We start from the raw sequence: 21962 nt of genomic DNA on the forward strand, positions 1-21962 counted from the left end.
GCAGTGTTGATGCAGTTTTAATCAGACACAGAGAGAGTAAGGAGCACTTCATGCGCACACGTCATCGTCTGTGTCGGTTTCGCAAAAACAAGCGCATTCGCCATCAGCGGTTCCGGTCGAATATTTTCCACCGTGATTCGATGGCTGCGGCTTCACTGAAAAAGCCGTTTGTGGTGGTGCTGACCGGTGCCGGGATTTCAGCTGAATCCGGTATCCGTACCTTCCGCGCTGCGGACGGTTTGTGGGAAGAACACCGTGTTGAGGATGTGGCGACGCCGGAAGGTTATCGCCGCGACCCGGAACTGGTGCAGCGTTTTTACAACGAACGCCGCCGCCAGTTGCAGGCCGACGATCTCAAACCGAATGCCGCGCATTATGCGCTGGCCACGCTGGAAGAAGCGCTCGGCGATAACTTCCTGCTGGTGACGCAGAACATCGACAATCTGCACGAGCGCGCCGGGAGTTCTCGTGTGATTCATATGCACGGTGAATTGCTGAAAGTACGCTGCACGCAGTCCGGACAAGTGCTGGAGTGGCCGGGCGATCTGAGTGTCGACGACCGCTGTCATTGCTGCCAGTTCCCGGCGCCGCTGCGTCCGCACATTGTCTGGTTCGGTGAAATGCCATTTGGCATGGACGAGATTTACGACGCACTGGCGAAAGCTGACTTCTTCGTGGCGATTGGTACGTCAGGCCATGTTTATCCGGCTGCCGGTTTTGTTCATGAAGCGCGTATTGGCGGTGCCTGTGCGGTTGAACTGAATCTTGAGCCCAGCCAGGTAGAAAGCGAGTTTGATATGAAGCATTACGGTCTGGCGAGTCAGGTCGTGCCGGAATTTGTGCATAAATTTCTGACGAAGAAAGATGAAGCCTGGTCGTAGACCGGGCTTTTTTTTCGACTTAATGGCCGTAAAGCGAAAAATTGCGCCTGTCCCGCAGACATATCTCGTTAAACTTGGCGAAAACTGACCTGACGCAATATTCACGGTTTTCATGCTGCGCATAATAAAAGCCAGCCGCCAGAGGATACCCAAATGAATAAGTTGCTTGATCGTTTTCTTCATTATGTTTCTTTCGATACCCAATCTAAACCCAATGTCAGACATACGCCCAGCACCGACGGGCAACTCAAGCTGGCGCAAGCCCTGCGTAATGAACTGAAAGAACTGGGATTTTCAGATGTCACTCTCAGCGATAAAGGCTGCGTGATGGCAACCTTGCCGGGAAACGTGGCCTGGAAGGTACCGGTGATTGGTTTTATTTCCCATCTGGATACCGCGCCTGATTTCACGGCCAAACACGTTAATCCGCAAATTGTGGAAAATTATCGCGGCGGCGATATTGCACTGGGAAATGGCGACGAAATTTTATCACCGGTAATGTTCCCCGTGTTACATCAGCTTCTCGGCCACACGATCATTACCACCGACGGCAAAACCTTGCTCGGGTCTGATGATAAATCCGGTATCGCAGAAATTATTACCGCGATGGTGCGGCTGAAGGACAGTAATATTCCGCACGGGCCGGTGCGTATCGCCTTCACGCCAGACGAAGAAATCGGCAAAGGCGCGCAGAGTTTTGATATTCCTGCATTCGGCGCGCAGTGGGCCTACACCGTCGACGGTGGCGGAGTGGGGGAGCTGGAGTTTGAGAACTTCAACGCTGCATCGGCCACAATTAAAATTGTCGGTAATAACGTGCATCCGGGCAGTGCCAAAGGGGTGATGGTGAATGCGCTGTCACTGGCGACGCGTTTTCACAACGAACTGCCTGCGGATGAAACCCCTGAGCACACAGAAGGTTATGAAGGTTTCTATCACCTGACGACCATCAAGGGCAACGTTGAGCGCGCGGAAATGCATTACATCATTCGTGATTTCGACAAAACCCAGTTCGAAGCCCGTAAGCAGAAAATTATTGATGTCGCGCATCTGGTCGGCAAAGGGTTGCATCGCGATTGCTATATCGAAGTGACGCTGGACGATCACTACTACAACATGCGCGACAAAGTGGCACAGCACCCGCACATTATTGCGCTGGCGCAGCAGGCGATGAAAGATTGCGACATCGAGCCCATCATGAAGCCTATCCGCGGCGGTACTGATGGCGCACAACTTTCGTTCCGTGGTTTACCCTGCCCGAATATTTTCACCGGCGGCTATAACTTCCACGGTAAACACGAATTTGTGACGCTGGAAGGAATGGAAAAAGCGGTCTCCGTAATTATGCGTATTGCGGAACTGACGGCGGAAAGATCTAAATAAAACCTGGTCAGCCTTTGAGTTATAAAGTGTAACAATACAAGGCTGGTTAGATTAACCTCTAATATCAGCGCGTTACCCCTTCACTTTGGTTATTAAGATATCCTGCCTAAATATATCTTGATTTCGTATCCGTGAAAATAAGTGTGCATGCCAAATCTCTGAACCTTAATCCTTTGAAACGCCTGTTGCGGCTTCGATAGCCCCGTCGGGCCGCGAAAGCCCGACAGCATTGTGTTTGTTATTTTAAAAGCTCCATTCCGTGCAGCGTCATCCGGCAGCCATCTGCGCCATTACCCTGCGTAGTGATCAAACATTTGTCTGGCATGGCTACTGCCCGGAAAGAGAGCTGTAAGTTAAACTGACTACGTTCTTTATCCACCATGATAATATCGTTATTTCTGAGTATAATATTTGAAATATTCGCCTGACTAATTAACTTAATCATACCGGTGCTGGAAATATAAAAGCTGGTGTTGGTCTTATTTCTGTCCAGAGAAACCATAGCGATTTCCAACTTACTGCCATCACTGGCCTTCCAGTTATCCACAGCGCCAAAAAAATCAGGAAAAATGCCCTGATGCAGGAAAGAAGAAAGCGAACCGATATGCTCCTGAATCCATTGATTTTTGGATTCAATGATCTGAGCGGAAAAGTTAATTTTAGATTGAATCTCATTTCCCGGAACGGATATTTTTTTGTTATCAATAAAATAATTCATTCGGGAGAGATCGGCGAGCATACTCGGATTCATGACGGATTTGCCAAACCTGCGGATATCCCGGTCTATATTCTGATTAATTGTATTGTATAATCTACAGGTTATTTCAGATGAGATATTCCGGCTTATGTAAAGATCGGTTTTTTTTGCTTCAGGTTTTTGGAGGGGATGACGGGAAAAAGTATGAGCTTTAGTTAACTCATTTTTTTTCTTGAACAACTGTGTCAAAAACATATCTGGCCTTTAATAACTGGGTTTAGTAATGAAATATAATCCGCAATTATAAGATTAAAAAAGGCTGTTGACTAATATCAATTAATTATTGGTCGCGTGTCAGAGATTAATAACTAAAATATTAAGTTTTTTAATTAATACAGAATGCCGGAGCATCCTGTATTAATAATTAGATTAAATAGTTCTTAATATCAGTCGTTAAAGTACCAGTAACCGCTGTTCACCAGCGCAGACAGCAGCGCAAGGAATGAAGGATCGTCCAGCGCATCACCCAGCATTTCTTTGGTCACGGTTTTGTGACGGGCAATGGCATCCACTGCGCCGATATGTTCCGTGGTCATCGCTTCACCGTTGACGTAACAGGTATCGCCCACACGCAGCACGCGCAGACCGCCAAGTCGTTCCAGCGTTTCACCGGATTCCAGCAACTCATAAATTTCACCTGCCTGATAAGGCGGTTCCGGCGGTGCCAGATCCAGCTCATGACGCGACTGAGAAATAAATTCACCAAACCAGCTGTTGAAATGCGCCGGATTACTGATCAGATCCAGCATCATGCCGCGCAGTTTATCCAGCTCAGCCGGTTGTACTTCGGCAGGATGTTCACGTTCAACCAGTTCCGGATCACTGTAACGGTGACTGCCGAGTTCGCGGGAAAGCACGTAATCCGCAAAGCCACTGACCATTTCACGGGCATTTGGCGCACGGAAACCGACAGAATAATTCAGTGAGTTTTCCAGCGAATAGCCGTCATGCGGAAAACCTGGTGGAATGTAAACGATATCGCCCGGCTCCAGTTCTTCATCAATAATCGCGTCGAACGGCTCGACCTGCAGCAAATCCGGATGCGGGCAATGCTGTTTCATGGCGACTTTTTCGCCCACACGCCAGCGACGACGGCCGGTGCCCTGAATAATAAAGACGTCGTACTGATCCAGATGCGGACCCACGCCGCCGCCCGGAACCGAGAAGGAAATCATCAGGTCATCCATGCGCCAGTCAGGGATATGGCGGAACGGGGTCATCAGATGTGAAGATGGTTCGTGCCAGTGATCGACCGCCTGAACCAGCACCGACCAGCCGGTTTCGCCCAGATGATCGTAACTTTCAAACGGCCCGTGGCTGACATTCCATTTACCGTCGTGATTGCTCACCAGACGGCTGTCCACCTCATTTTCCATCGCCAGTCCTGCCAGTTCGTCAGGCGAGATAGGATCCACAAAATTTTTAAAGCCGCGTTTTAGCACGACAGGACGTTTTTGCCAGTAACGCTGCAGGAAATCATTCCAGTCTAGGTCGAGTTGGTAATCCATAGTATTTCCCTTGCATTAAAAGGAGGGTGGATAAAGAAGAGGGCTGTCTGTAAATGATTATAACGGAAGGTGTTGCGGCTGAGTTGGGCAATTGCCAGCAAATTTCGCATGATGGTTAAGATTACGCCGAAATGTGCTGGCAAAATGGTCGGGTAAACGTTACTCCAGTTCGATGCCTTGTTGCAGGCCGAAACAGACACGCATACTCGCGCCGCCGAGCGGGCTGTCGCTGATGATAATTTTGCCGTCATATTGCTCGATAATGTCGTTGGCCAGTGAAAGTCCCAGACCTTGTCCCGGGCGCAATGTATCCGCACGCTGACCGCGCTGGAAAATCACCTCACGCTTGCTCTCGGGAATACCTGGGCCATCATCTTCAATCAAAATCACAAGTTCATGCTCGGTATGTACAGCGCTGATTTCGACAAATTCCAGACAGTACTTGCAGGCGTTATCAATCACGTTGCCCATGACTTCCATGAAGTCATTTTTCTCTCCGACAAAGGTGATTTCCGGCGAAATATCGACGGTGATCACCACGCCTTTACGCTGATAAACTTTGTTCAGCGCTGAGCACAATCCGTCGAGGATCGCCGGCACGGAATGCACTTCGCGGATCAACAGGTTCTGTTCAGAGCGTAATGTGGCGCGATGCAGGTAGTAACCAATTTGCTGTGAAATGCGGCTGATTTGCTCAAGCATCACGGGTTCCGCTTCTTCGATGGTCATCTGCTTGCCATTACGCAGAGCGCGCAGGGTGGATTGCAAAACCGCCAGCGGGGTTTTCAGGCTGTGCGTCAGATCCGCCAGCGTAGTGCGATAACGATCATAGCGGCCACGTTCGCCGTGCAGCAAAATATTCAGATTACGCACCAGCCCGCGCAGCTCACGGGGCGGGTTTTCATCCAGTAATTCCCGTTCATGAGATTCCAGCTGGGCGACCTGATGGATGACCTCTTTGATTGGGCGCAGACTCCAGTATGCCGCCAGCCATAACAGCGGTACGACTAACAGTAGGTTTGCCAGCAGCACATAACTGAACCATTCCCACACCAGATCTGAACGTTGCAATTCCTGCGGTATGGTATCCACCACAACAATGTTAAGTGTCGGCAGGCGCGCCGTCGCGTTATAGGTGTTGACCGCAATGGAATGGGTCATCGCGTTGGCGTCGGTTTCGTCGTAATCCTTCAGCTTATCCTGCGCTTTCGGGTTATTGCCCAGCACTTCGCTGCTGATTTGCGTGTCGGTATCCAGCTCGTAGAAGCCCGGTTTATTCATCCACGCTTTATCGATATGCGCTTCCAGCTCGGGAATGCGGCGCTCAGCCCACAGCAGTTTTCCGTTGGCGTCGTAAATAAACACCAGCGTTGGCGTGTTGAGGTCGAGATCAGGAGGAACGTTGATGCTCAGCTTGTTGTCGCGCCACTGTGCCAGGCTGAAAAAGAGATTACTTTCGCCGCGCAGCAAACGGTAGGCGGTTTTATCGAAACTCACCATATATCCGACGACTGCCACCAGCCCGTAGGCCAGCGACAGGGCGAGAACGACCGCCGCGGTCGCCATCATAAAACGGACGCGAAGGGAGAAGGGTTTCCTGGTGCGTCCTTTCATGGCGCGTCCTTTCGTGGTGAGGAACATACCCTTACGGGCGGATGTCGAAACGATAACCCTGACCGCGAACGGTCGTGATCACATCAACCGGATGTTCAGCCTGTAATTTTTTACGCAACCGTCCCATCAGCACATCCACGGTGTGGCTTTCGCGCAGTTCGGCATCGGGATAAAGCTGAAGCATCAGGGAATCTTTGCTGACGACTTTTCCGGCGTTGCGGATGAGCGTCTCGATAATCGTATATTCGAACGCGGTCAGTTTAATCGGCTGTTCGTTAACGGTCAGCTCGCGGCGGGACAAATCAATCTGGAAAGGTTGAAGCGTAATGACCTGAGAGGCGAGGCCGCTGTTACGGCGCATCAGTGCCTGCATACGCGCCAGCACTTCTTCAAGATGGAAAGGCTTCGTAACGTAATCGTCGGCACCGGCTTCCAGCACGGCGACTTTATCTTGCCAGCTTTCACGGGCAGTCAGCACCAGAATGGGCAGATTGGTCTGATGGCTGCGCCAGCGGCGGATCAGGCTCAACCCGTCTTCGCCCGGCAAACCCAGATCGACAATCGCTATGTCCGGCGCATGTTCATGCAAAAAATAGTCGGCTTCTTTGGCATCTTCCGCCGCATCCACCTGATGGCCCATTTCCCGCAACTGAACTGAAAGGTGATGACGGAGCAGTGCATTATCTTCAATGACTAAAATTCGCATGGTGATTCCTTATCCTGACAGCACGCAAAAGGGTTTACATATTCTGAGTGCAATTGTAATTGATTCAGAAACATTTTAATCAACCTGAGGTCAACGCACATGTGCTTAAACCTCAACAGAACCTAAACGAATTATAAACGGCTTTTGGCAGAAAGCGCATAAAAAAGGCGACCCGCAGGCCGCCTCATGATCTACACCCTAAAAACTTACTTCAGTTCGTCAACCATGGTGGTGGCGCGACCGATGTAATTGCCCGGTGTCATGGCTTTCAGGCGGATTTTCTCTTCTTCCGGTAATTCCAGAGAATCGATAAACGCCTGCATACCCGCCGCATCAACACGCTTGCCGCGGGTCAGCTCTTTCAGCTTCTCGTAAGGCTTTTCGATACCGTAACGGCGCATCACGGTCTGGATTGGTTCAGCCAGCACTTCCCAGTTGTGATCCAGTTCGTTCGCCAGATTGGCTTCGTTGACTTCCAGCTTGCTGACGCCTTTCATGGTGGCCTGATACGCGATCAGCGCATAGCCCAGACCCACGCCGAGGTTACGCAGCACGGTGGAGTCGGTCAGGTCACGCTGCCAGCGGGAAACTGGCAGTTTGCTGGCAAGATGTTGCAATACGGCGTTGGACAGACCCAGGTTGCCTTCGGAGTTCTCGAAGTCGATCGGATTAACTTTGTGCGGCATGGTGGATGAACCGATCTCGCCCGCGATAGTGCGCTGTTTGAAGTGGTTCAGGGCAATGTAACCCCAGATATCGCGGTCAAAGTCGATCAGGATAGTGTTGAAACGCGCCACACAGTCAAACAGTTCGGCGATGTAGTCATGCGGCTCGATCTGCGTGGTGTACGGGTTCCAGGTCACGCCCAGAGACGTCACGAATTCTTCACTGAACTGGTGCCAGTTCACTTCAGGGTACGCCACGATGTGAGCATTGTAGTTGCCCACTGCGCCGTTGATTTTGCCGAGGATTTCGACGTTTTGCAGCTGCTTAAACTGGCGATCCATACGGTAAGCGACGTTAGCCAGTTCTTTACCGATAGTGGATGGCGTCGCTGGCTGACCGTGAGTACGGGACAGCAGTGGAATATCGCGGTACTTGTGCGCCAGACCTTTCACTGCATCAATAATCTGCTTCCAGTAAGGCAGTACAACATCCTGACGTGCGGTTTGCAGCATCAGCGCGTGGGACAGGTTATTGATGTCTTCGGAGGTACAGGCGAAGTGAATGAATTCAGATACGGCGTGCAGGGCAGGGATGGCCGCCACTTTTTCTTTCAGGAAGTACTCAACCGCTTTGACGTCATGGTTGGTGGTTTTTTCGATATCTTTAATGCGCTGAGCGTCATTAACATCAAAATTGGCCACAATCTGGTCGAGGAAAGCGTTTGCGTCAGCATCAAAAGCAGGAACTTCCTTGATTTCTGCACAGGCTGCCAGTTTTTGCAGCCAACGTACTTCAACCTGCACACGGAATTTCAGCAGGCCAAATTCGCTGAAAATAGTACGCAGCGCGCTGACTTTATCACCGTAGCGTCCATCAACGGGGGAAACGGCGGTCAGTGAGGATAATTCCATCGGTAGCAACTCCTGGGATCTTATTAACAATGAGCGAGAATATTCTTCGCCTGTTCAAACAAGCGATTACGGGAAAACATCAGTTGCAGGCGGCCACCGCCCACCTGGTGCCACAGTACCGCAGAGCGGATACCGGCCAGTAAGATGGCGCGGACTTTGGCCTGAACCTGCGGGTTTTGTAAAATGGCCGGTGAACCGGTGACCTGAATGCGCGGACCGGCCGGGCTGACCACATCGACATAAATCGAGGCCAGGGAGCTGATCATCGTTTCAGATTCCAGCTCAAAATGCGCCAGCTGGCGGTCAAGCTGATCGATACGTTCACCGAGCTGATTCATGGCGGCTTTATTGGCGTACAGCTTGCGTTCAAGCACCATCAGGCTTAATGCGTAACGCGTTAACTCAGCGCCCGGCCCCTGACGGTTAGCGTTCAGCACACCCAGCAGCGTCTCCAGTCCCATCTTCAAATTGGCTTCATTATTACCGTAAACCGCCAGCGTTGACGCCGGATTCATCTCCAGCAGGCTGCGCAGTGACACTGACATTTCTTCCTGCGAGCATTGGCCTTCGTGTGCCAGTTGCTGAACCAGGCGCGCTGCCTGACAGATCCCCGCCAAAGCCAGCGTAATGTCGTAATAATTTTTAGCCACGTTTACTCCTGTAAGCGTTTTGAAACGATGAGACGCAGTGACAATGAAATAGCCCAAATTCATGGCGACAGATCATGCCATAAAACTGCCTCTAAACACAGTTCGGAATCAGTGCAGGGCATCACAGTCGGACAGAAATAAAGCGGGACGCCCGAAAGCGTCCCGTATTCAACGATATATTTACCGCGTATCAGGCCTGAAGCGGCAGGCGCTGTTCGATGATCCCGCCTCCCAGACAGATTTCACCCTGATAAAATACTGCAGACTGACCCGGCGTGACCGCCGCAACCGGTGCCTCGAAACGCACTTCGATACGGTCTTCACCGAGTGGCGTCACCACGCACGGAATATCTTCCTGGCGGTAACGGGTTTTCACGGTGCAGGTCAGCGGTGCGGTCAGCGTTTTGCGATCGACCCAATGCAGTTGTTGGGCAATCAGACCGACGTTCATCAGGCGCGGATGTTCGTGTCCTTGTGCGACGTAGAGAATGTTGTTCTCCACATCCTTTTCCACCGTGTACCACGGCTCTTCGCTGCCGTCTTTCTGGCCGCCGATGCCCAGACCTTTACGCTGGCCGAGTGTGTGATACATCAGCCCCTGATGTTGTCCCATCACCTGACCGTCCACGCTTTTAATCACGCCAGGTTGTGCCGGTAAATAGCGGCCAAGGAAGTCACGGAATTTACGCTCACCGATAAAGCAAATGCCGGTAGAGTCTTTTTTCTTCGCAGTGATCAAATCCAGTTCTTCGGCGATACGACGAACTTCAGGTTTTTCCAGTTCACCGACCGGGAACAGGCTTTGTGCGACCTGCTCGTGACCGAGCGTGTAGAGGAAATAGCTCTGATCTTTGTTGCCATCAACGCCGCGCAGTAAATGGCTGACACCGTCGATATCCTGGCGGCGGACGTAGTGACCGGTCGCGATATAATCCGCGCCCAGATCTTCAGCTGCAAATTCCAGGAAGGCTTTGAATTTGATTTCTTTATTGCACAGGATATCCGGGTTTGGCGTGCGTCCGGCTTTATATTCCTCAAGGAATAATTCGAACACGTTGTCCCAGTATTCCGCCGCGAAATTCACGGTGTGCAGTTCAATACCCAGCTTGTCACAAACGGCTTGTGCATCCGCAAGGTCAGTGGCGGCTGTGCAATATTCTTCGTCGTCATCCTCTTCCCAATTTTTCATGAAGAGGCCCTCAACCTGATAACCCTGCTGTTGCAGAAGGTACGCAGAGACAGAGGAATCGACACCGCCGGACATCCCGACGATCACTTTTTTCTGGCTGTTGTCAGACATAATAGTCCCGAAACACATGAATTAATTGCCCGGTACTGACGGTGTTTATTCTGATGCTTGACTCACGAGGATGAAGGCCGCGCGCATCCAAAACATCACAAAAAACCGAACACCACAGAAACCGAACAGAGAGGAACTGCTTTACTAAGATTCCACGCGAGCTACATCGTGAAGCGCAAAATTTTATCACGTCAGGCCGGTTGCTGCATCGCTGATTAACCGCGTGGCAACAACCGGAAGAGGAGGGTTATTCCGGCAGATTGAAATTGTGCAGAATTTCCAGAGGATAACGCGGCGATTGCTGATAACAGCGAATGCTTTCGGCCACCAGCGGCGAGCGCAGTTGCGCAGAACCGATAATTTCCTCGGCAGTCACCCAGCGGCAACGGTCAATATCAGCATCCTGCGGTGCGGTTTCCAGCATTTCTGGCAGGTCAATCACAAAGGCGAAACGCAGAAACGGCGTGGCGTCTGGTGCCTGCCACTGGTGCAAACCCAGGAAAAATTGTGGCTCCGCGCGGATCCCTGTTTCTTCATACAGCTCACGTTTTGCTGCATTGACTAAGGTTTCATCGGCTTCGAGATGACCGGCAGGCTGATTCCAGGTGACTTTGCCGTGAATGGTTTCTTCGACAACCAGAAACTTTCCCTGTGCCTGAACGATGCAGGCGACAGTAACGTGCGGTTTAAACATGCGGAATTTCCTTCCATTGGCCGGGTTGTAAGTCGCCGAGGGTGAATTCGCCCATACTAAAGCGGATCAGGCGCAGCGTCGGGAATCCCACATGGGCCGTCATGCGGCGTACCTGGCGGTTTCTTCCCTCGTATAACGTGATTTTCAGCCACGCAGTCGGGATAGATTTGCGCTCGCGGATTGGCGGATTTCGCGCCCACAGCCATTCCGGCTCATCGACAATTTCCGCACCCGCAGGCAATGTCGGCCCGTCTTTCAGTGTGATGCCCTCGCGCAGTGATTTTACTGCGGCGTCATCCGGTTCGCCCTCGACCTGAACATAATATACTTTGCCGGTGCGTTTGCCCGGCTGAGTCAGCGCAGCCTGCAGTTTGCCATCGTTAGTCAGCACCAGTAAACCTTCGCTGTCGCGATCCAGACGGCCTGCGGCATAAACGTCTGTTAAAGAAATGTAATCTTTAAGCGTTGCCCGACCGGCCTCATCAGTGAATTGTGGCAGTACATCAAACGGTTTATTGAAAAGAATCACCTTTCCCGGCCCTTTTGGGGCAGATTGTTCTTTGGCAGGCCTTTTGCTGAAACGTTTAACGTTGTGATTTTTAAAAGATAGCGGGTTCATAGGCATTGAAGTTGGAGAGAATTAGCGCATTATACTTGAAAAATGTTTCGGATTGGCTAGCGAGAAATATTCGAGTAATATCGTCCGGCATCTTACAAATTTTTAACAAAAATGCGCTCGAAGGAGAGGTTAATGGAAAGCAAAGTAGTTGTTCCGGCTGAAGGTAAAAAGATTACAGTAGACGCTCAGGGTAAACTGGTCATTCCTAATAATCCTGTTATCCCATTTATCGAAGGTGATGGCATCGGTGTTGACGTAACGCCTGCCATGATCAAAGTCGTTGATGCGGCTGTTCAGAAAGCCTATAAAGGCGAGCGTAAAATCTCCTGGATGGAAATCTACACCGGCGAGAAATCCGTAGAACTGTACGGCAAGGACGTGTGGCTGCCAGAAGAAACTCTGGACCTAATCCGTGATTACCGTGTTGCTATCAAAGGCCCACTGACAACTCCGGTTGGCGGCGGCATTCGCTCCCTGAACGTGGCACTTCGCCAGCAACTCGACCTGTATATCTGTCTGCGTCCGGTTCGTTATTACACCGGCACTCCAAGCCCGGTTAAACGTCCTGAAGACACCGACATGGTTATTTTCCGTGAAAACTCTGAAGATATTTATGCGGGTATCGAGTGGAAAGCGGGTTCTGCTGAAGCAGATAAAGTGATCAAGTTCCTGCAAGACGAAATGGGCGTGAAGAAAATCCGTTTCCCACAAGATTGTGGTATCGGTATCAAACCTTGCTCCGAAGAAGGCACCAAACGTCTGGTTCGCGCTGCGATTGAATACACTATCACCAACGATCGTGATTCACTGACTCTGGTTCACAAAGGCAACATCATGAAGTTCACCGAAGGTGCCTTCAAGGATTGGGGCTACCAGCTGGCGCGCGAAGAGTTCGGCGGTGAGCTGATCGACGGCGGTCCGTGGGTGAAAATCAAGAACCCGAACAACGGCAAAGACATCATCATTAAAGACGTGATCGCGGATGCGTTCCTGCAACAAATCCTGCTGCGTCCTGCTGAATACGACGTTATCGCTTGTATGAACCTGAATGGTGACTACATCTCCGACGCCCTGGCGGCGCAGGTTGGCGGCATCGGTATCGCACCGGGCGCAAACATCGGTTCTGATTGCGCGCTGTTCGAAGCGACGCACGGTACTGCACCGAAATATGCCGGTCAGGACAAAGTGAACCCGGGTTCAATCATCCTGTCCGCAGAAATGATGCTGCGTCATATGGAATGGTTCGAAGCCGCAGACCTGATCGTCAAAGGCATGGAAGGCGCTATCGCTAACAAAACCGTGACTTACGATTTCGAACGTCTGATGGAAGGCGCTAAGCTGCGTAAATGTAGCGAGTTCGCCGACGACATGATCGCAAATATGTAATTGCGATATTGTTGAAGAATCAGCGGAGGCTTAATGCCTCCGTTTTTTTATGTCCGCAATTAACTGATAAATGTCTCTGAACAAGGGCAATGCTTACATAAAAAATTTCAATATCAATAATTTGAGTTAAGTCTGTTGATGCTAAGTACAATTTTTTGGTGGGGATTCAGACGGATAATAGTTTATTTTTTCGGCCTTATTGTGCATCGAGGGCAGCGGTGTTACATATGAGCCACTTTTTACCACAGGAATGACTTTTTGTTGCGCTCACTCCTCTCAAGCTCTCTGTTCCGTATTGATCTGCGACGCCTGATCCTGATTTTAGCCGTGATGAGCGCCTTTGTGACGCTCGCCAACAGCTTTTATGCCAGCTATCGTGTTCAGCGCCAGTTACTTATCGACAATACGCTCGAAGAGAACCGCGTTTACGCGACGAAACTGGCCGCCAGCACCGAACAGTTTCTAAAAAGTATGCAGAAACAGCTTGCCTACAGCAGTGTGATCGCGGCGAGAAATTTTGACGATCCTGCCGTTCTGCAATCTGAAACCGCGCGTCTGAAATACCAGACCGACAGTTTTAATTCTGTCGTGCTCACCAATGCACAAGGCAAAATTCTGGCGACGTCTCCTGACAGCCTGCAACTGGTCGGCCATATTCTTAAAACGCCGGGTGCGCTTGAAGCACTGAAAGAACGCCGGCCGCTGATCAGTAAACCTTATACCTCGGTCGCGCAGAATCTGGTGGTCGTGATTTCGACACCGATTTTTACCGCTGAAGGTAAATACCTCGGGTATATCGCAGGTACTATTTACCTGCGCCAGAAGAGCATTTTGAATGAGCTGCTTGGCGAGCATTATTATCGCGACGGTTCATATATTGCCGTACTGGATAAAGAGCGCCGTATTCTCTATCACCCTGATGTCTATCGCATCGGAGAAGTGGTGAAGCCCCGTCCGCTGACAGAGGCCGTCAGAAAAGAACCCAATGGCAGCCTGATGGTCACTAATCTGGCGGGTCAGAACATGCTGGCCGGTTACGCCGTTGTTCCTTCGTCTGGCTGGGAAATTATTACTCAGCGGCCGACTGATTCGACTCTTAAGCCACTGGAAGGGCTGATGGTCAAAGTACTGAAACATCTGACGCCGCTGGCGCTGTTGACGCTGCTTTGTGTCTGGCTGTTCTCCAGAATGATAGCCCGCCCGCTCTGGTTGCTGGCGCGCAGTGCTAACGAAATGGATAAACCTGATATTTCCAGTAACATCCGTGAAATCCCTTCCTGGTATTTCGAGTCGAACCAGCTCAAGCGTGCTTTGCTGATTGGCATTAATTTATTGCAGAAGAAAATCGGCAAACTTAAATTCGAAACGCAGACCGACCCGATGACGGGTCTGTTCAACCGGCGCGGGCTGGCGATGGCTCTGGAATCAGTAGTGCAAATGCGGCAGCAGTTTTCTGCGATTACCTTGGATATCGACCACTTCAAGACGATCAATGATTCTTACGGGCATGACACCGGCGATGAAGTGATCAGAACACTGGCCGAGCAAATCCGGCATAATGCCCGTGAAAGTGACATTCTGTGCCGCGTGGGCGGGGAAGAGTTTCTGGTGTTGCTGCCAGACACGACGCTGGCGGAAGCAGAAATGATTGCTGAACGTCTGCGCCAGAATGTGGAAATATTGGTGCTGCCGGGGATCCGCCCGATTACGATTTCATTAGGTGTATCTTACTGGAATCAGCAAATGGGCGAACCGGAGACGTCACTGAAACGAGCCGATGAGGCGTTATACAAAGCCAAGCAGGAAGGGCGTAACCGCGTGGTTGTCGTACCTGAATAACGTTTTGCTCAGTCAGGGCATTGTCTGCCCTGACTGAGTTATTTACCGGTAGCCGCTTGCTGTTTCTTTGCCTGAGCCGCCAGATGATGCCCGATGGCGCATCCGGCCACTGCCCCGATGACAGCGTGATGCTTCAGATGACCTGCAACTCCGCCGACTACCGCACCTTTCAGACAGCCTTCTGCCTGCGCCAGTGAACTGACCAAAAGCATGCCCGCCATTGCTACACCCAGAACTGTATTTTTCACCTGATCTCTCCCAAAACGAACAAATAATGCTGTGGCAGAAAATGTCACATCAGGTATCCGGCTGTCATTTTGCTATCTGTAAGCAGGTACTGCCGCTGTTACGCATCACGTGGTCAGAAGCCCGGCGCAGCGGGTCGTTTGAGTTAAGCCGCGGTTACAACTGCGCAGGCGTTTAATGGCTCATTGAACAACGGTTTATATTGCCTGCCGGCAGCGGGCAACATCTACTTTCTTTAACTCTGCTAAACTTAACGTCAGTAACCGGCGAAGATCTTTCTACTTCTTCGCTGTCTCCGGTTATTTTCCACCCGTGAAGAAGGATGCCGCTATGACGCATCAAGAGCAATTGCAGGCCCTGATGGTTCGCATTGACGCGCTGGAACAACGTGAAAGACAACTGACTTATGCCTCCAATGCCTATCAGGCCATTCTGACGACCTTGCTGGGGATTGTGGACAAAACCACTCGTGATCGTGTTATCAGCATGGTTGATCAGGCGCATGATATGGCTTATGCCAAAGCCAGTCTGGAGCAGAAGGGAAATATTCTCGGCGCAGATGACATTACGCAGCGCATTTTCTTATTTGCTCAGGGGCGAGCGGCGCAATCTAAATAACGGCAGGCTGATGATGGATAAACGACTCGTTACCCGAAAGGTTGCGGGGCTTTTGTTTGTCTTGATATCAGGAGCGACGATCAGCTTTGAGCAGATTAATCGCTGCACCGAGCAAGATACGGCGCTGGACGCCGGTCGCCGTGACCAGTTGTTCATCGAGATACCCAATCAGCGCATCGGCACTCAACGGCTCACCTCTGTGGCGCATCTGAATCACGCCATCACCGATAATACGTGCAACTTCGTCCCAAAGCGGTTGGATCTCACTTTCCGAGAATTTCATAACAGCTCCCGTTTGTGTGATTTACGTACAATCTATCATCTGAGTGGCGTGTGGCAAGTGGGTTAGCGGAAAGAAGGTGAGGGCGCGATGGATTTGAAGTGCCTTTCCTTACGCAGTCAAACGCCGTAAGGAAAGGCAGGCAGCATTAGTGCTTAATTACGTACAAGTCTTTGGTGTAAATGTAATTAAGCAGGCTGTCGTTGAAACCACCCACATACGGTTTCACCAGACGTGCGCTGACATAGTGATACAGCGGAATTACCGGAGATTGTTCAGTCAGTACCTGCTCTGCCTGCTGATAGGCTTTGCCAACGTCGGCTTTATCCGTGGCTTTCAGGGCATCATTCAGTGCCTGATCATAGGCTGCATTACTGAACTTCGGCGTGTTCTCGCTGTTGCCTGTGCGCAGCGTATTCAGGAAAGTCGAAGGCTCGTTATAGTCAGCAATCCAGGCATAACGCACGACTTCATACGTCCCCTGATGCATGGTATCGAGCATTGTTTTCCATTCCTGATTCTGTAAAACAGCATCCACACCGAGATTCTTTTTCCACATTGACGCGGCGGCAATCGCAATGCGCTGATGCGATTCAGAAGTGTTGTACAGCAGATTGAATTTCAGCGGATGGTCCGGACCAAAACCGGCTTCGGTCAGCAGCTTTTTGGCTTCTGCGTTACGCTGTTCCTGCGTCAGGCTGGCTTCTTTTGGTTTAGCGAAAGTAAAACCCCCCGTGTTATCTGGCGATAAATGCCATGCCGGAGTTTGCCCCTGACCTAACACTTTATCGGCAATGATCGACTTATCAATGGCCAGATTCAGCGCTTTACGCACGCGGACATCGTTAAACGGCGGCTTTTGCGTGTTCATCGCATAGTAATAGACGGCGAGATAAGGGCTGACGTGAACCTGCGAGCCCAGCTCTTTTTTCAGCGAGGCAAACAGCGGAGAAGGTACGGTATAGGTGATGTCGATTTCACCGGCTTTATAGCGGTTAACATCCGCCGTGCCTGAAGCGATCGGCAAATACGTCACTTTGTTAATGACGGTATGCGAGTTGTCCCAGTAGTTCGGGTTGCGTACGGCGGTGATGCGCTCGTTGACCGTCCAGGTATCAAGCTTGAAAGGACCGCTGCTGACCAGATTTCCAGGCTGAGTCCACTTATCCCCGTATTTTTCAACATCCGCCTGACTGATCGGCGAAAGGGAAGGGTGTGCCAGCATGCCGAGGAAGTAGGAAAGCGGCTGGTCGAGAGTAATTTCCAGCGTTTGTTTATCCAGCGCTTTGATCCCTAACTGAGCAGCGGGCTTTTTGCCGTCAATGATATCTGCGGCGTTCAGCACATGCATGCTGCCGAGATAGCTTTCATAAGGTGAGGCTGTTTTCGGGTCGATCAGGCGTTGCCAGCTGAAGACCACATCCTGCGCGGTAATCGGTGAGCCATCAGACCAGACAATGCCGGGACGTAAATGGAACACCCAGGTTTTGTTATCTTTGGTTTCCCAGCTACCAGCCAGCGAAGGCTGTGCATCCCCCTTGCTGTCGGTAGTGACTAATCCGGCAAACAAATCGCTGAGGATGTTGAACTCCACATCGCTTTCCACTTTATGCGGATCAAGAGAAGCGGGTTCACTGCCATTGTTGCGGGTAATTTCCTGTTTGGCCGCCAGCTCTACACCTGCGGGAACGTTCGCAGCGTAAGTGGTGTAAGAGGCCATAAAGGTGGTGGAGAGAAGAAGCGCGAGAGGTATTTTTTTAAAGCTTCCATAAGTTTTACGTATCGTCATTGCCATTTCCTGCCCTGTCAATATGGTTAAATATCAATGAGTAACAGGGTATTCATACCTTTGTTCGGTCACTTTAGCAATCTTTATGAGACTTTTGTTATTACTCTGTGAAAGGCAACACAGTGGATTAGAAATCAGCGTTTTCGTGCGCCGGGATCCAATAGCCATCAATAAAATCTTCGATAGGATAGCAGCCGGCCTGCCGTAAGCCCTGCTGATGCATTGCAACGGTGCATTGTTTCTGAGTATTAAAGGCATCTACCACCAGGTCTTCACATCCTCCGCCCAGATAACAAATGGTCAAAACTAGAGCGAACATAGCGCGTCTCCTTCTTTGTCATCAGATTAAGCATAGAACTAATGTGTCCGTAAAAAAATGTAATAGCGCGCGTTTGCTGCATATTTGTCCGGTTGAAAAGAGGGGGTAAGGGCAGAAATGGCAGAAAAGAGAATTTCCATAAAGGGCATGATATCCTCGCGACCATAATTTTTATGAATGACGTAATGGAAGGAGCAGCTCATGTCCGAATCTTTAAACAGAGAACAAGAAATCGAATCTGATCTGGTTGCATGCCAGCTGGTGATTAAGCAAATTCTGGATGTGATTGAAATTATTGCGCCAGCAGAAGTACGCGAAAAGATGTCCCATCAGCTGAAAAGCATTGATTTCAGCAAGCATCCGGCAGGTGCCGATCCGGTAACTAAACGTGCCATTGAAAAAGCGATTTCATTGATTGAACTGAAATTCACTAAGCACGACAGCTAAGAATTATTGTCATGCCCGTGCTAACGGGCATGACAAGCCAAAAAAGTGTCTTATTTATTATCGACCACTTCGCCGACTTTTTTGAAAATCGGACAGTTCGCGACACCAATGACTCCGCTGTCAGAATGAATGTACTGAGAGCTGACAATCCCTCTGGCCGTTAAGTACTGGCATTTCAGGCCTAATCCCGCTGCATTCTCGCTGCTTCCGACCGTCACGCCATATCCTGAAAAAAGAAAAATAGCGTAAATCACAGCCAGTACAATAATCGTCTTAACGATACCCATTCTGAAACTCCCTAAATATCTGCTCCTGAACAATTCAGGATATTGATCAGCCTAGTAGAAGTTATTTTTCAGTAAATGTCATTGCAGCAGATTCCTAATCAGAAAAGCCCTGAAGATGTCAAAAAAATTGGCCCCGTAGAAGGGGCCAACGCACTACTGAAGAGTCTTATCAGACAGTCAAATTACCAGCGGTATTTCATACCCAGGTTTGCTGCCCAAGGCTGATCAACATCGCTGCCGCCGAGGTAGTTAACGCCTGTGTAAACGGTGAAGTTTTTGTTCATGTCGAACTGACCCCCTAAACCTAGGCGGACAGCAGAACCATCAACGCCGTTATCGATACGGTCACCGTTGATGTTTGCATCGTTGTTAGCATCTTCATACACATACGCCAGAGTTGCGTAAGGACTGAGTGCCTGATCTGCACCCAGATCGAAGGTATAACCCAGGTTCCCGCCCAACTCATAACGCATGCTGTCATAAGCCTGATCGCTAACATGCATGTTGTTGGTCATGCTGTAATCGTCATCGCCAATAAACACGCCAGTAATGCTTGCGTATGGAGTCAGATACGCCTGTGGAGCGAATTTCCAGTCGTAACCCAGTTTCAGACCAAAGCCCCATGCATCAGTAGTGCTGTCACCTGATACTTGCTGACCGTTGCTCATGGTGCTGTCAGTAGAGTTGTTGAAATGGCTGTAGCTCAGAGAAGAGTCAAAGAATGCGCCATTATTGAAGTTCAGGCTGGAGTAAACGCGTGCTGACTGGCTGTCAGTATCCGCATCCGCATCATCCATAGACAAGCTTGATTTGGCGAAGCTTGCTGCCATACCGACCAGCCACTGGCGTTCGCCACCCCCTTCGGTGACTTTATCCAGACCAACTATAATGCCATTAACGTCCTGATCGTAATCAATTACGCCGTTGTCACCATTTTGCTGACCACCAAAGTAGTTAACCCACACACCACCTTTGTCATTGCCCTGGGTGTGACGTGAACTGTTCATGCGGTTTTCTAAGGTGTCTTGTTCCATATGCCAGGTTGCTGCATTGGAAGAAGGCAGGCTCAGGGCTGCATTGGCGGTAGAGGTAATGCCTTGTTTAGCCAGCACTACAGTATCGTCATATTGCTCAGCCTGATATTTATAGGCACCCAGATCAGCGGTGTTAGCATGAGTAAATGTCGCATTGCCGCCGTAGATGCGGATCAGCTCTTTATTCTCATAATCAGCAACCTGGCCTTCGCCTGTCGCGTTATCAATACGTACCTGATAATTACCGTTAGTCACGCCAATGACGGACAGATGACCGTCAGAGTTGATACCGATGGTGCCCTGATCATAAACATAGTCGGCGGCAGTTTTGTCGCGCGCGTTGTTCATGTCAGAGTTAAGAACATATTCACGGCTACCGATATCGAAAGTACCGTTATCAGTCAGAACCATATTATGCGTATCAACCTGACCCAAACCTAAGTTCAGCTCGGAACCGTTGCCCACAACGATAGTGTTGGCATAAAGAGACGCAGTTTCTTCGGTCAATGATGCCTGACTGCCTGAGTTCAGGCTCAACACATCAGTTTTAACATCGCCGTGCGCGGCAATTTTCAGGGTTGATGCATTGGTCAGAGAAATGTGATCTGCCAGTAATCCTGACTCAACAACATTCACCTGAGAACGGTTATTGACGGTCAGATCATCAATGTTTGAAGATTTGGTCGTGTCCCACTCTGAACCGTTATTCAGCGCGACATTGAACAGACCGCTTTGATAAACATCATCGCCAACCAGGTAGCCATTGGTGCTGCTGAAAACAGAACCCGGCCAGATGCTGTTGGTGCTGCGGTTATACAGAGCTGAATCCATCTGAACATCTGAGGTGGCTGCGCCAACCCATTTGCTGCCATTGTCCAGTGTCAGGTTCAGTTCGTCTGTGTCATCCCAGCCATTGGTATCCAGCACACCATCGGCATTGCTGTCATAACCACCGACGTAATAGTTCTCGTCGAAAGTGCTGACAAAAGCAACGTCACCGGTAATGGTTGAATTATTGAATACGGCATTAGTTTTCATTGCGTTATCAGCTGTTGCACTTGCAACAACAGATAATGCAACGTCATCAGCCTGGGTACCTGCGGCGCTAATATTGCCGTAATCACTTGGCTTATCAGACTGGCCGTAGAAACCGGTGGTTTGCAATTCTGTGTAAGAACCAGAAGTCAGCGAGGAGTCATTAACTGTCAGGGTATTATCAAACGTATTACCGTTATTAACGTCAGTATCAGCCCACTCGTAGCCCTGGGTTAGCGCAATGCCAGCAACGTGAGAGTTGTTCTTAATAACGATGTCACTTTCCTGATCCAATGTCACCGCAACACCCATATCGTAGGTATTCAGGGTTTCATGATCACGCACTTTATTGGCATCAGTTACGTCGTAATCGAAGTGTTCGTAAGAATCGTTAATAGTGGAATTATCAATGGTCAGTTGCAAAGGTGACTGATCATAATCATTACGCGCATCGCCGCAATCGGTCGACATACACTCAGAAGTGATCATGCCGTTGACAGTGGTGTTGGTAATATTCAGCGTGTTGCTAGTGTTGTTATCAAAGCCCAGATAGTGAGTGGAAATAACGCCATTAACTATAGCGTTGTTGATTGAAGAGTAGATGTCTCCGCCAACGTAACCGTTATCTGCACCGTCATCATCTGCATATCCACGATAGCCGATATGACCCGCCAGAGCAGAGTCATGATAGAACGTGTCATATACGGTGCCAGATATATCAGCTGATATCGCCGCAGGTGCTGTTACTGCAACAGCGCAGGCCAGCGCTATTTTAGAAACGAAGAACTTTTTATTCCATGCATGCATTTATTAATCCCTCAACAAAAAATAGTCAGCATGAGTGAGCTGAAAATAATTCAGCTATTATGCTTTCATTTATATAACAGAAGAGACAGAAGAACTGTTCGACGGCGGGATGATATTTTAATGCATGGTTTAATTCAACAAGGAAGTTCCAGTGAAAGTTCATCAAATTTGAAAATTTATATTTAA

Annotated in this window: 21 protein-coding genes; 6 read left to right on the forward strand and 15 right to left on the reverse strand. The window is 49.9% G+C overall.

What is annotated here, in order from left to right; all coding sequences use genetic code 11:
• Positions 1-50: 50 nt before the first annotated feature.
• Both cobB and pepT read left to right on the forward strand, forming a co-directional pair.
• Positions 51-881 (forward strand): Sir2 family NAD+-dependent deacetylase, encoded by an 831-nt coding sequence (gene cobB / locus EC840_RS00950; protein WP_129638498.1) that lies wholly within the window; start codon positions 51-53, stop codon positions 879-881.
• Between the two features lie 153 nt (positions 882-1034).
• On the forward strand, positions 1035-2264 hold the full coding sequence (pepT, locus tag EC840_RS00955) for a peptidase T (protein WP_112291098.1): 1230 nt from the start codon (positions 1035-1037) through the stop codon (positions 2262-2264).
• Between the two features lie 238 nt (positions 2265-2502).
• Here the strand turns inward: pepT and EC840_RS00960 are convergent, their stop codons facing one another.
• The 9 genes from EC840_RS00960 to rluE all read right to left on the reverse strand — a co-directional run bounded on the left by EC840_RS00960 (position 2503) and on the right by rluE (position 11689).
• A complete protein-coding gene (locus EC840_RS00960; RefSeq protein WP_129638500.1) occupies positions 2503-3216 on the reverse strand; it encodes a hypothetical protein in 714 nt (237 codons plus the stop codon).
• A 191-nt stretch (positions 3217-3407) separates the two neighbouring features.
• Positions 3408-4529: a cupin domain-containing protein gene (locus tag EC840_RS00965; RefSeq protein ID WP_129638501.1), complete on the reverse strand. Its 1122-nt coding sequence runs from the start codon at positions 4527-4529 to the stop codon at positions 3408-3410.
• A 159-nt stretch (positions 4530-4688) separates the two neighbouring features.
• Positions 4689-6143: a two-component system sensor histidine kinase PhoQ gene (phoQ, locus tag EC840_RS00970; protein WP_120160656.1), complete on the reverse strand. Its 1455-nt coding sequence runs from the start codon at positions 6141-6143 to the stop codon at positions 4689-4691.
• A gap of 31 nt (positions 6144-6174) precedes the next feature.
• Positions 6175-6849, reverse strand: coding sequence for a two-component system response regulator PhoP (gene phoP, locus EC840_RS00975; protein WP_095921366.1), 675 nt, complete (start codon positions 6847-6849; stop codon positions 6175-6177).
• A 206-nt stretch (positions 6850-7055) separates the two neighbouring features.
• A complete protein-coding gene (gene purB, locus EC840_RS00980; protein ID WP_112291093.1) occupies positions 7056-8426 on the reverse strand; it encodes an adenylosuccinate lyase in 1371 nt (456 codons plus the stop codon).
• Positions 8427-8449: 23 nt separating this feature from the next.
• A complete protein-coding gene (gene hflD / locus EC840_RS00985; protein ID WP_112291091.1) occupies positions 8450-9076 on the reverse strand; it encodes a high frequency lysogenization protein HflD in 627 nt (208 codons plus the stop codon).
• A gap of 190 nt (positions 9077-9266) precedes the next feature.
• Positions 9267-10376, reverse strand: a complete 1110-nt coding sequence (mnmA, locus tag EC840_RS00990; RefSeq protein ID WP_112291090.1) for a tRNA 2-thiouridine(34) synthase MnmA — start codon at positions 10374-10376, stop codon at positions 9267-9269.
• Between the two features lie 247 nt (positions 10377-10623).
• Complete coding sequence (locus EC840_RS00995) at positions 10624-11070, reverse strand: NUDIX hydrolase (protein WP_132963792.1); 447 nt, start codon at positions 11068-11070, stop codon at positions 10624-10626.
• Entirely contained in the window at positions 11063-11689 is a 627-nt protein-coding gene (gene rluE / locus EC840_RS01000; protein WP_129638505.1) for a 23S rRNA pseudouridine(2457) synthase RluE, read from the reverse strand. Before rluE ends, EC840_RS00995 begins: the two co-directional genes overlap by 8 nt.
• 132 nt (positions 11690-11821) lie before the next feature.
• Here rluE and icd point away from each other — a divergent pair, with 132 nt between their 5' ends.
• Both icd and EC840_RS01010 read left to right on the forward strand, forming a co-directional pair.
• Positions 11822-13075: an NADP-dependent isocitrate dehydrogenase gene (gene icd / locus EC840_RS01005; RefSeq protein WP_112291085.1), complete on the forward strand. Its 1254-nt coding sequence runs from the start codon at positions 11822-11824 to the stop codon at positions 13073-13075.
• Positions 13076-13333: 258 nt separating this feature from the next.
• On the forward strand, positions 13334-14914 hold the full coding sequence (locus tag EC840_RS01010) for a sensor domain-containing diguanylate cyclase (RefSeq protein ID WP_243700996.1): 1581 nt from the start codon (positions 13334-13336) through the stop codon (positions 14912-14914).
• Between the two features lie 38 nt (positions 14915-14952).
• Here the strand turns inward: EC840_RS01010 and EC840_RS01015 are convergent, their stop codons facing one another.
• Positions 14953-15135 carry a hypothetical protein gene (locus EC840_RS01015; RefSeq protein ID WP_181955519.1) on the reverse strand — a complete coding sequence of 61 codons (183 nt, stop codon included), beginning with the start codon at positions 15133-15135 and terminating at the stop codon, positions 14953-14955.
• Between the two features lie 355 nt (positions 15136-15490).
• On the opposite strand from EC840_RS01015, the gene EC840_RS01020 reads away from it, so the two are divergent.
• On the forward strand, positions 15491-15778 hold the full coding sequence (locus EC840_RS01020) for a hypothetical protein (protein WP_112291083.1): 288 nt from the start codon (positions 15491-15493) through the stop codon (positions 15776-15778).
• 67 nt (positions 15779-15845) lie between these two features.
• On the opposite strand, the gene EC840_RS01025 is transcribed toward EC840_RS01020, so the two are convergent.
• The 3 genes from EC840_RS01025 to EC840_RS01035 form a co-directional block, all read right to left on the reverse strand.
• Positions 15846-16061, reverse strand: coding sequence for a hypothetical protein (locus EC840_RS01025; RefSeq protein WP_112291082.1), 216 nt, complete (start codon positions 16059-16061; stop codon positions 15846-15848).
• Positions 16062-16206: 145 nt separating this feature from the next.
• Positions 16207-17847, reverse strand: coding sequence for an ABC transporter substrate-binding protein (locus tag EC840_RS01030; RefSeq protein WP_132963793.1), 1641 nt, complete (start codon positions 17845-17847; stop codon positions 16207-16209).
• Positions 17848-17974: 127 nt separating this feature from the next.
• The gene (locus EC840_RS01035) at positions 17975-18166 is read right to left on the reverse strand and encodes a YebW family protein (RefSeq protein ID WP_095921376.1); all 192 of its coding nucleotides are present in this window, start codon (positions 18164-18166) and stop codon (positions 17975-17977) included.
• A gap of 201 nt (positions 18167-18367) precedes the next feature.
• Between EC840_RS01035 and EC840_RS01040 the strand changes: the two genes are divergently transcribed.
• Positions 18368-18613: a DUF2766 family protein gene (locus tag EC840_RS01040; protein ID WP_015697897.1), complete on the forward strand. Its 246-nt coding sequence runs from the start codon at positions 18368-18370 to the stop codon at positions 18611-18613.
• Positions 18614-18663: 50 nt separating this feature from the next.
• On the opposite strand, the gene EC840_RS01045 is transcribed toward EC840_RS01040, so the two are convergent.
• Positions 18664-18900 carry a YobH family protein gene (locus tag EC840_RS01045; protein WP_112291078.1) on the reverse strand — a complete coding sequence of 79 codons (237 nt, stop codon included), beginning with the start codon at positions 18898-18900 and terminating at the stop codon, positions 18664-18666.
• A 182-nt stretch (positions 18901-19082) separates the two neighbouring features.
• Positions 19083-21776 carry an autotransporter outer membrane beta-barrel domain-containing protein gene (locus EC840_RS01050; RefSeq protein ID WP_132963794.1) on the reverse strand — a complete coding sequence of 898 codons (2694 nt, stop codon included), beginning with the start codon at positions 21774-21776 and terminating at the stop codon, positions 19083-19085.
• Between the last annotated feature and the right edge of the window lie 186 nt (positions 21777-21962).

It is taken from the genome of Rahnella sp. JUb53 (genome assembly GCF_004346065.1).
Taxonomy (GTDB): domain Bacteria; phylum Pseudomonadota; class Gammaproteobacteria; order Enterobacterales; family Enterobacteriaceae; genus Rahnella; species Rahnella variigena.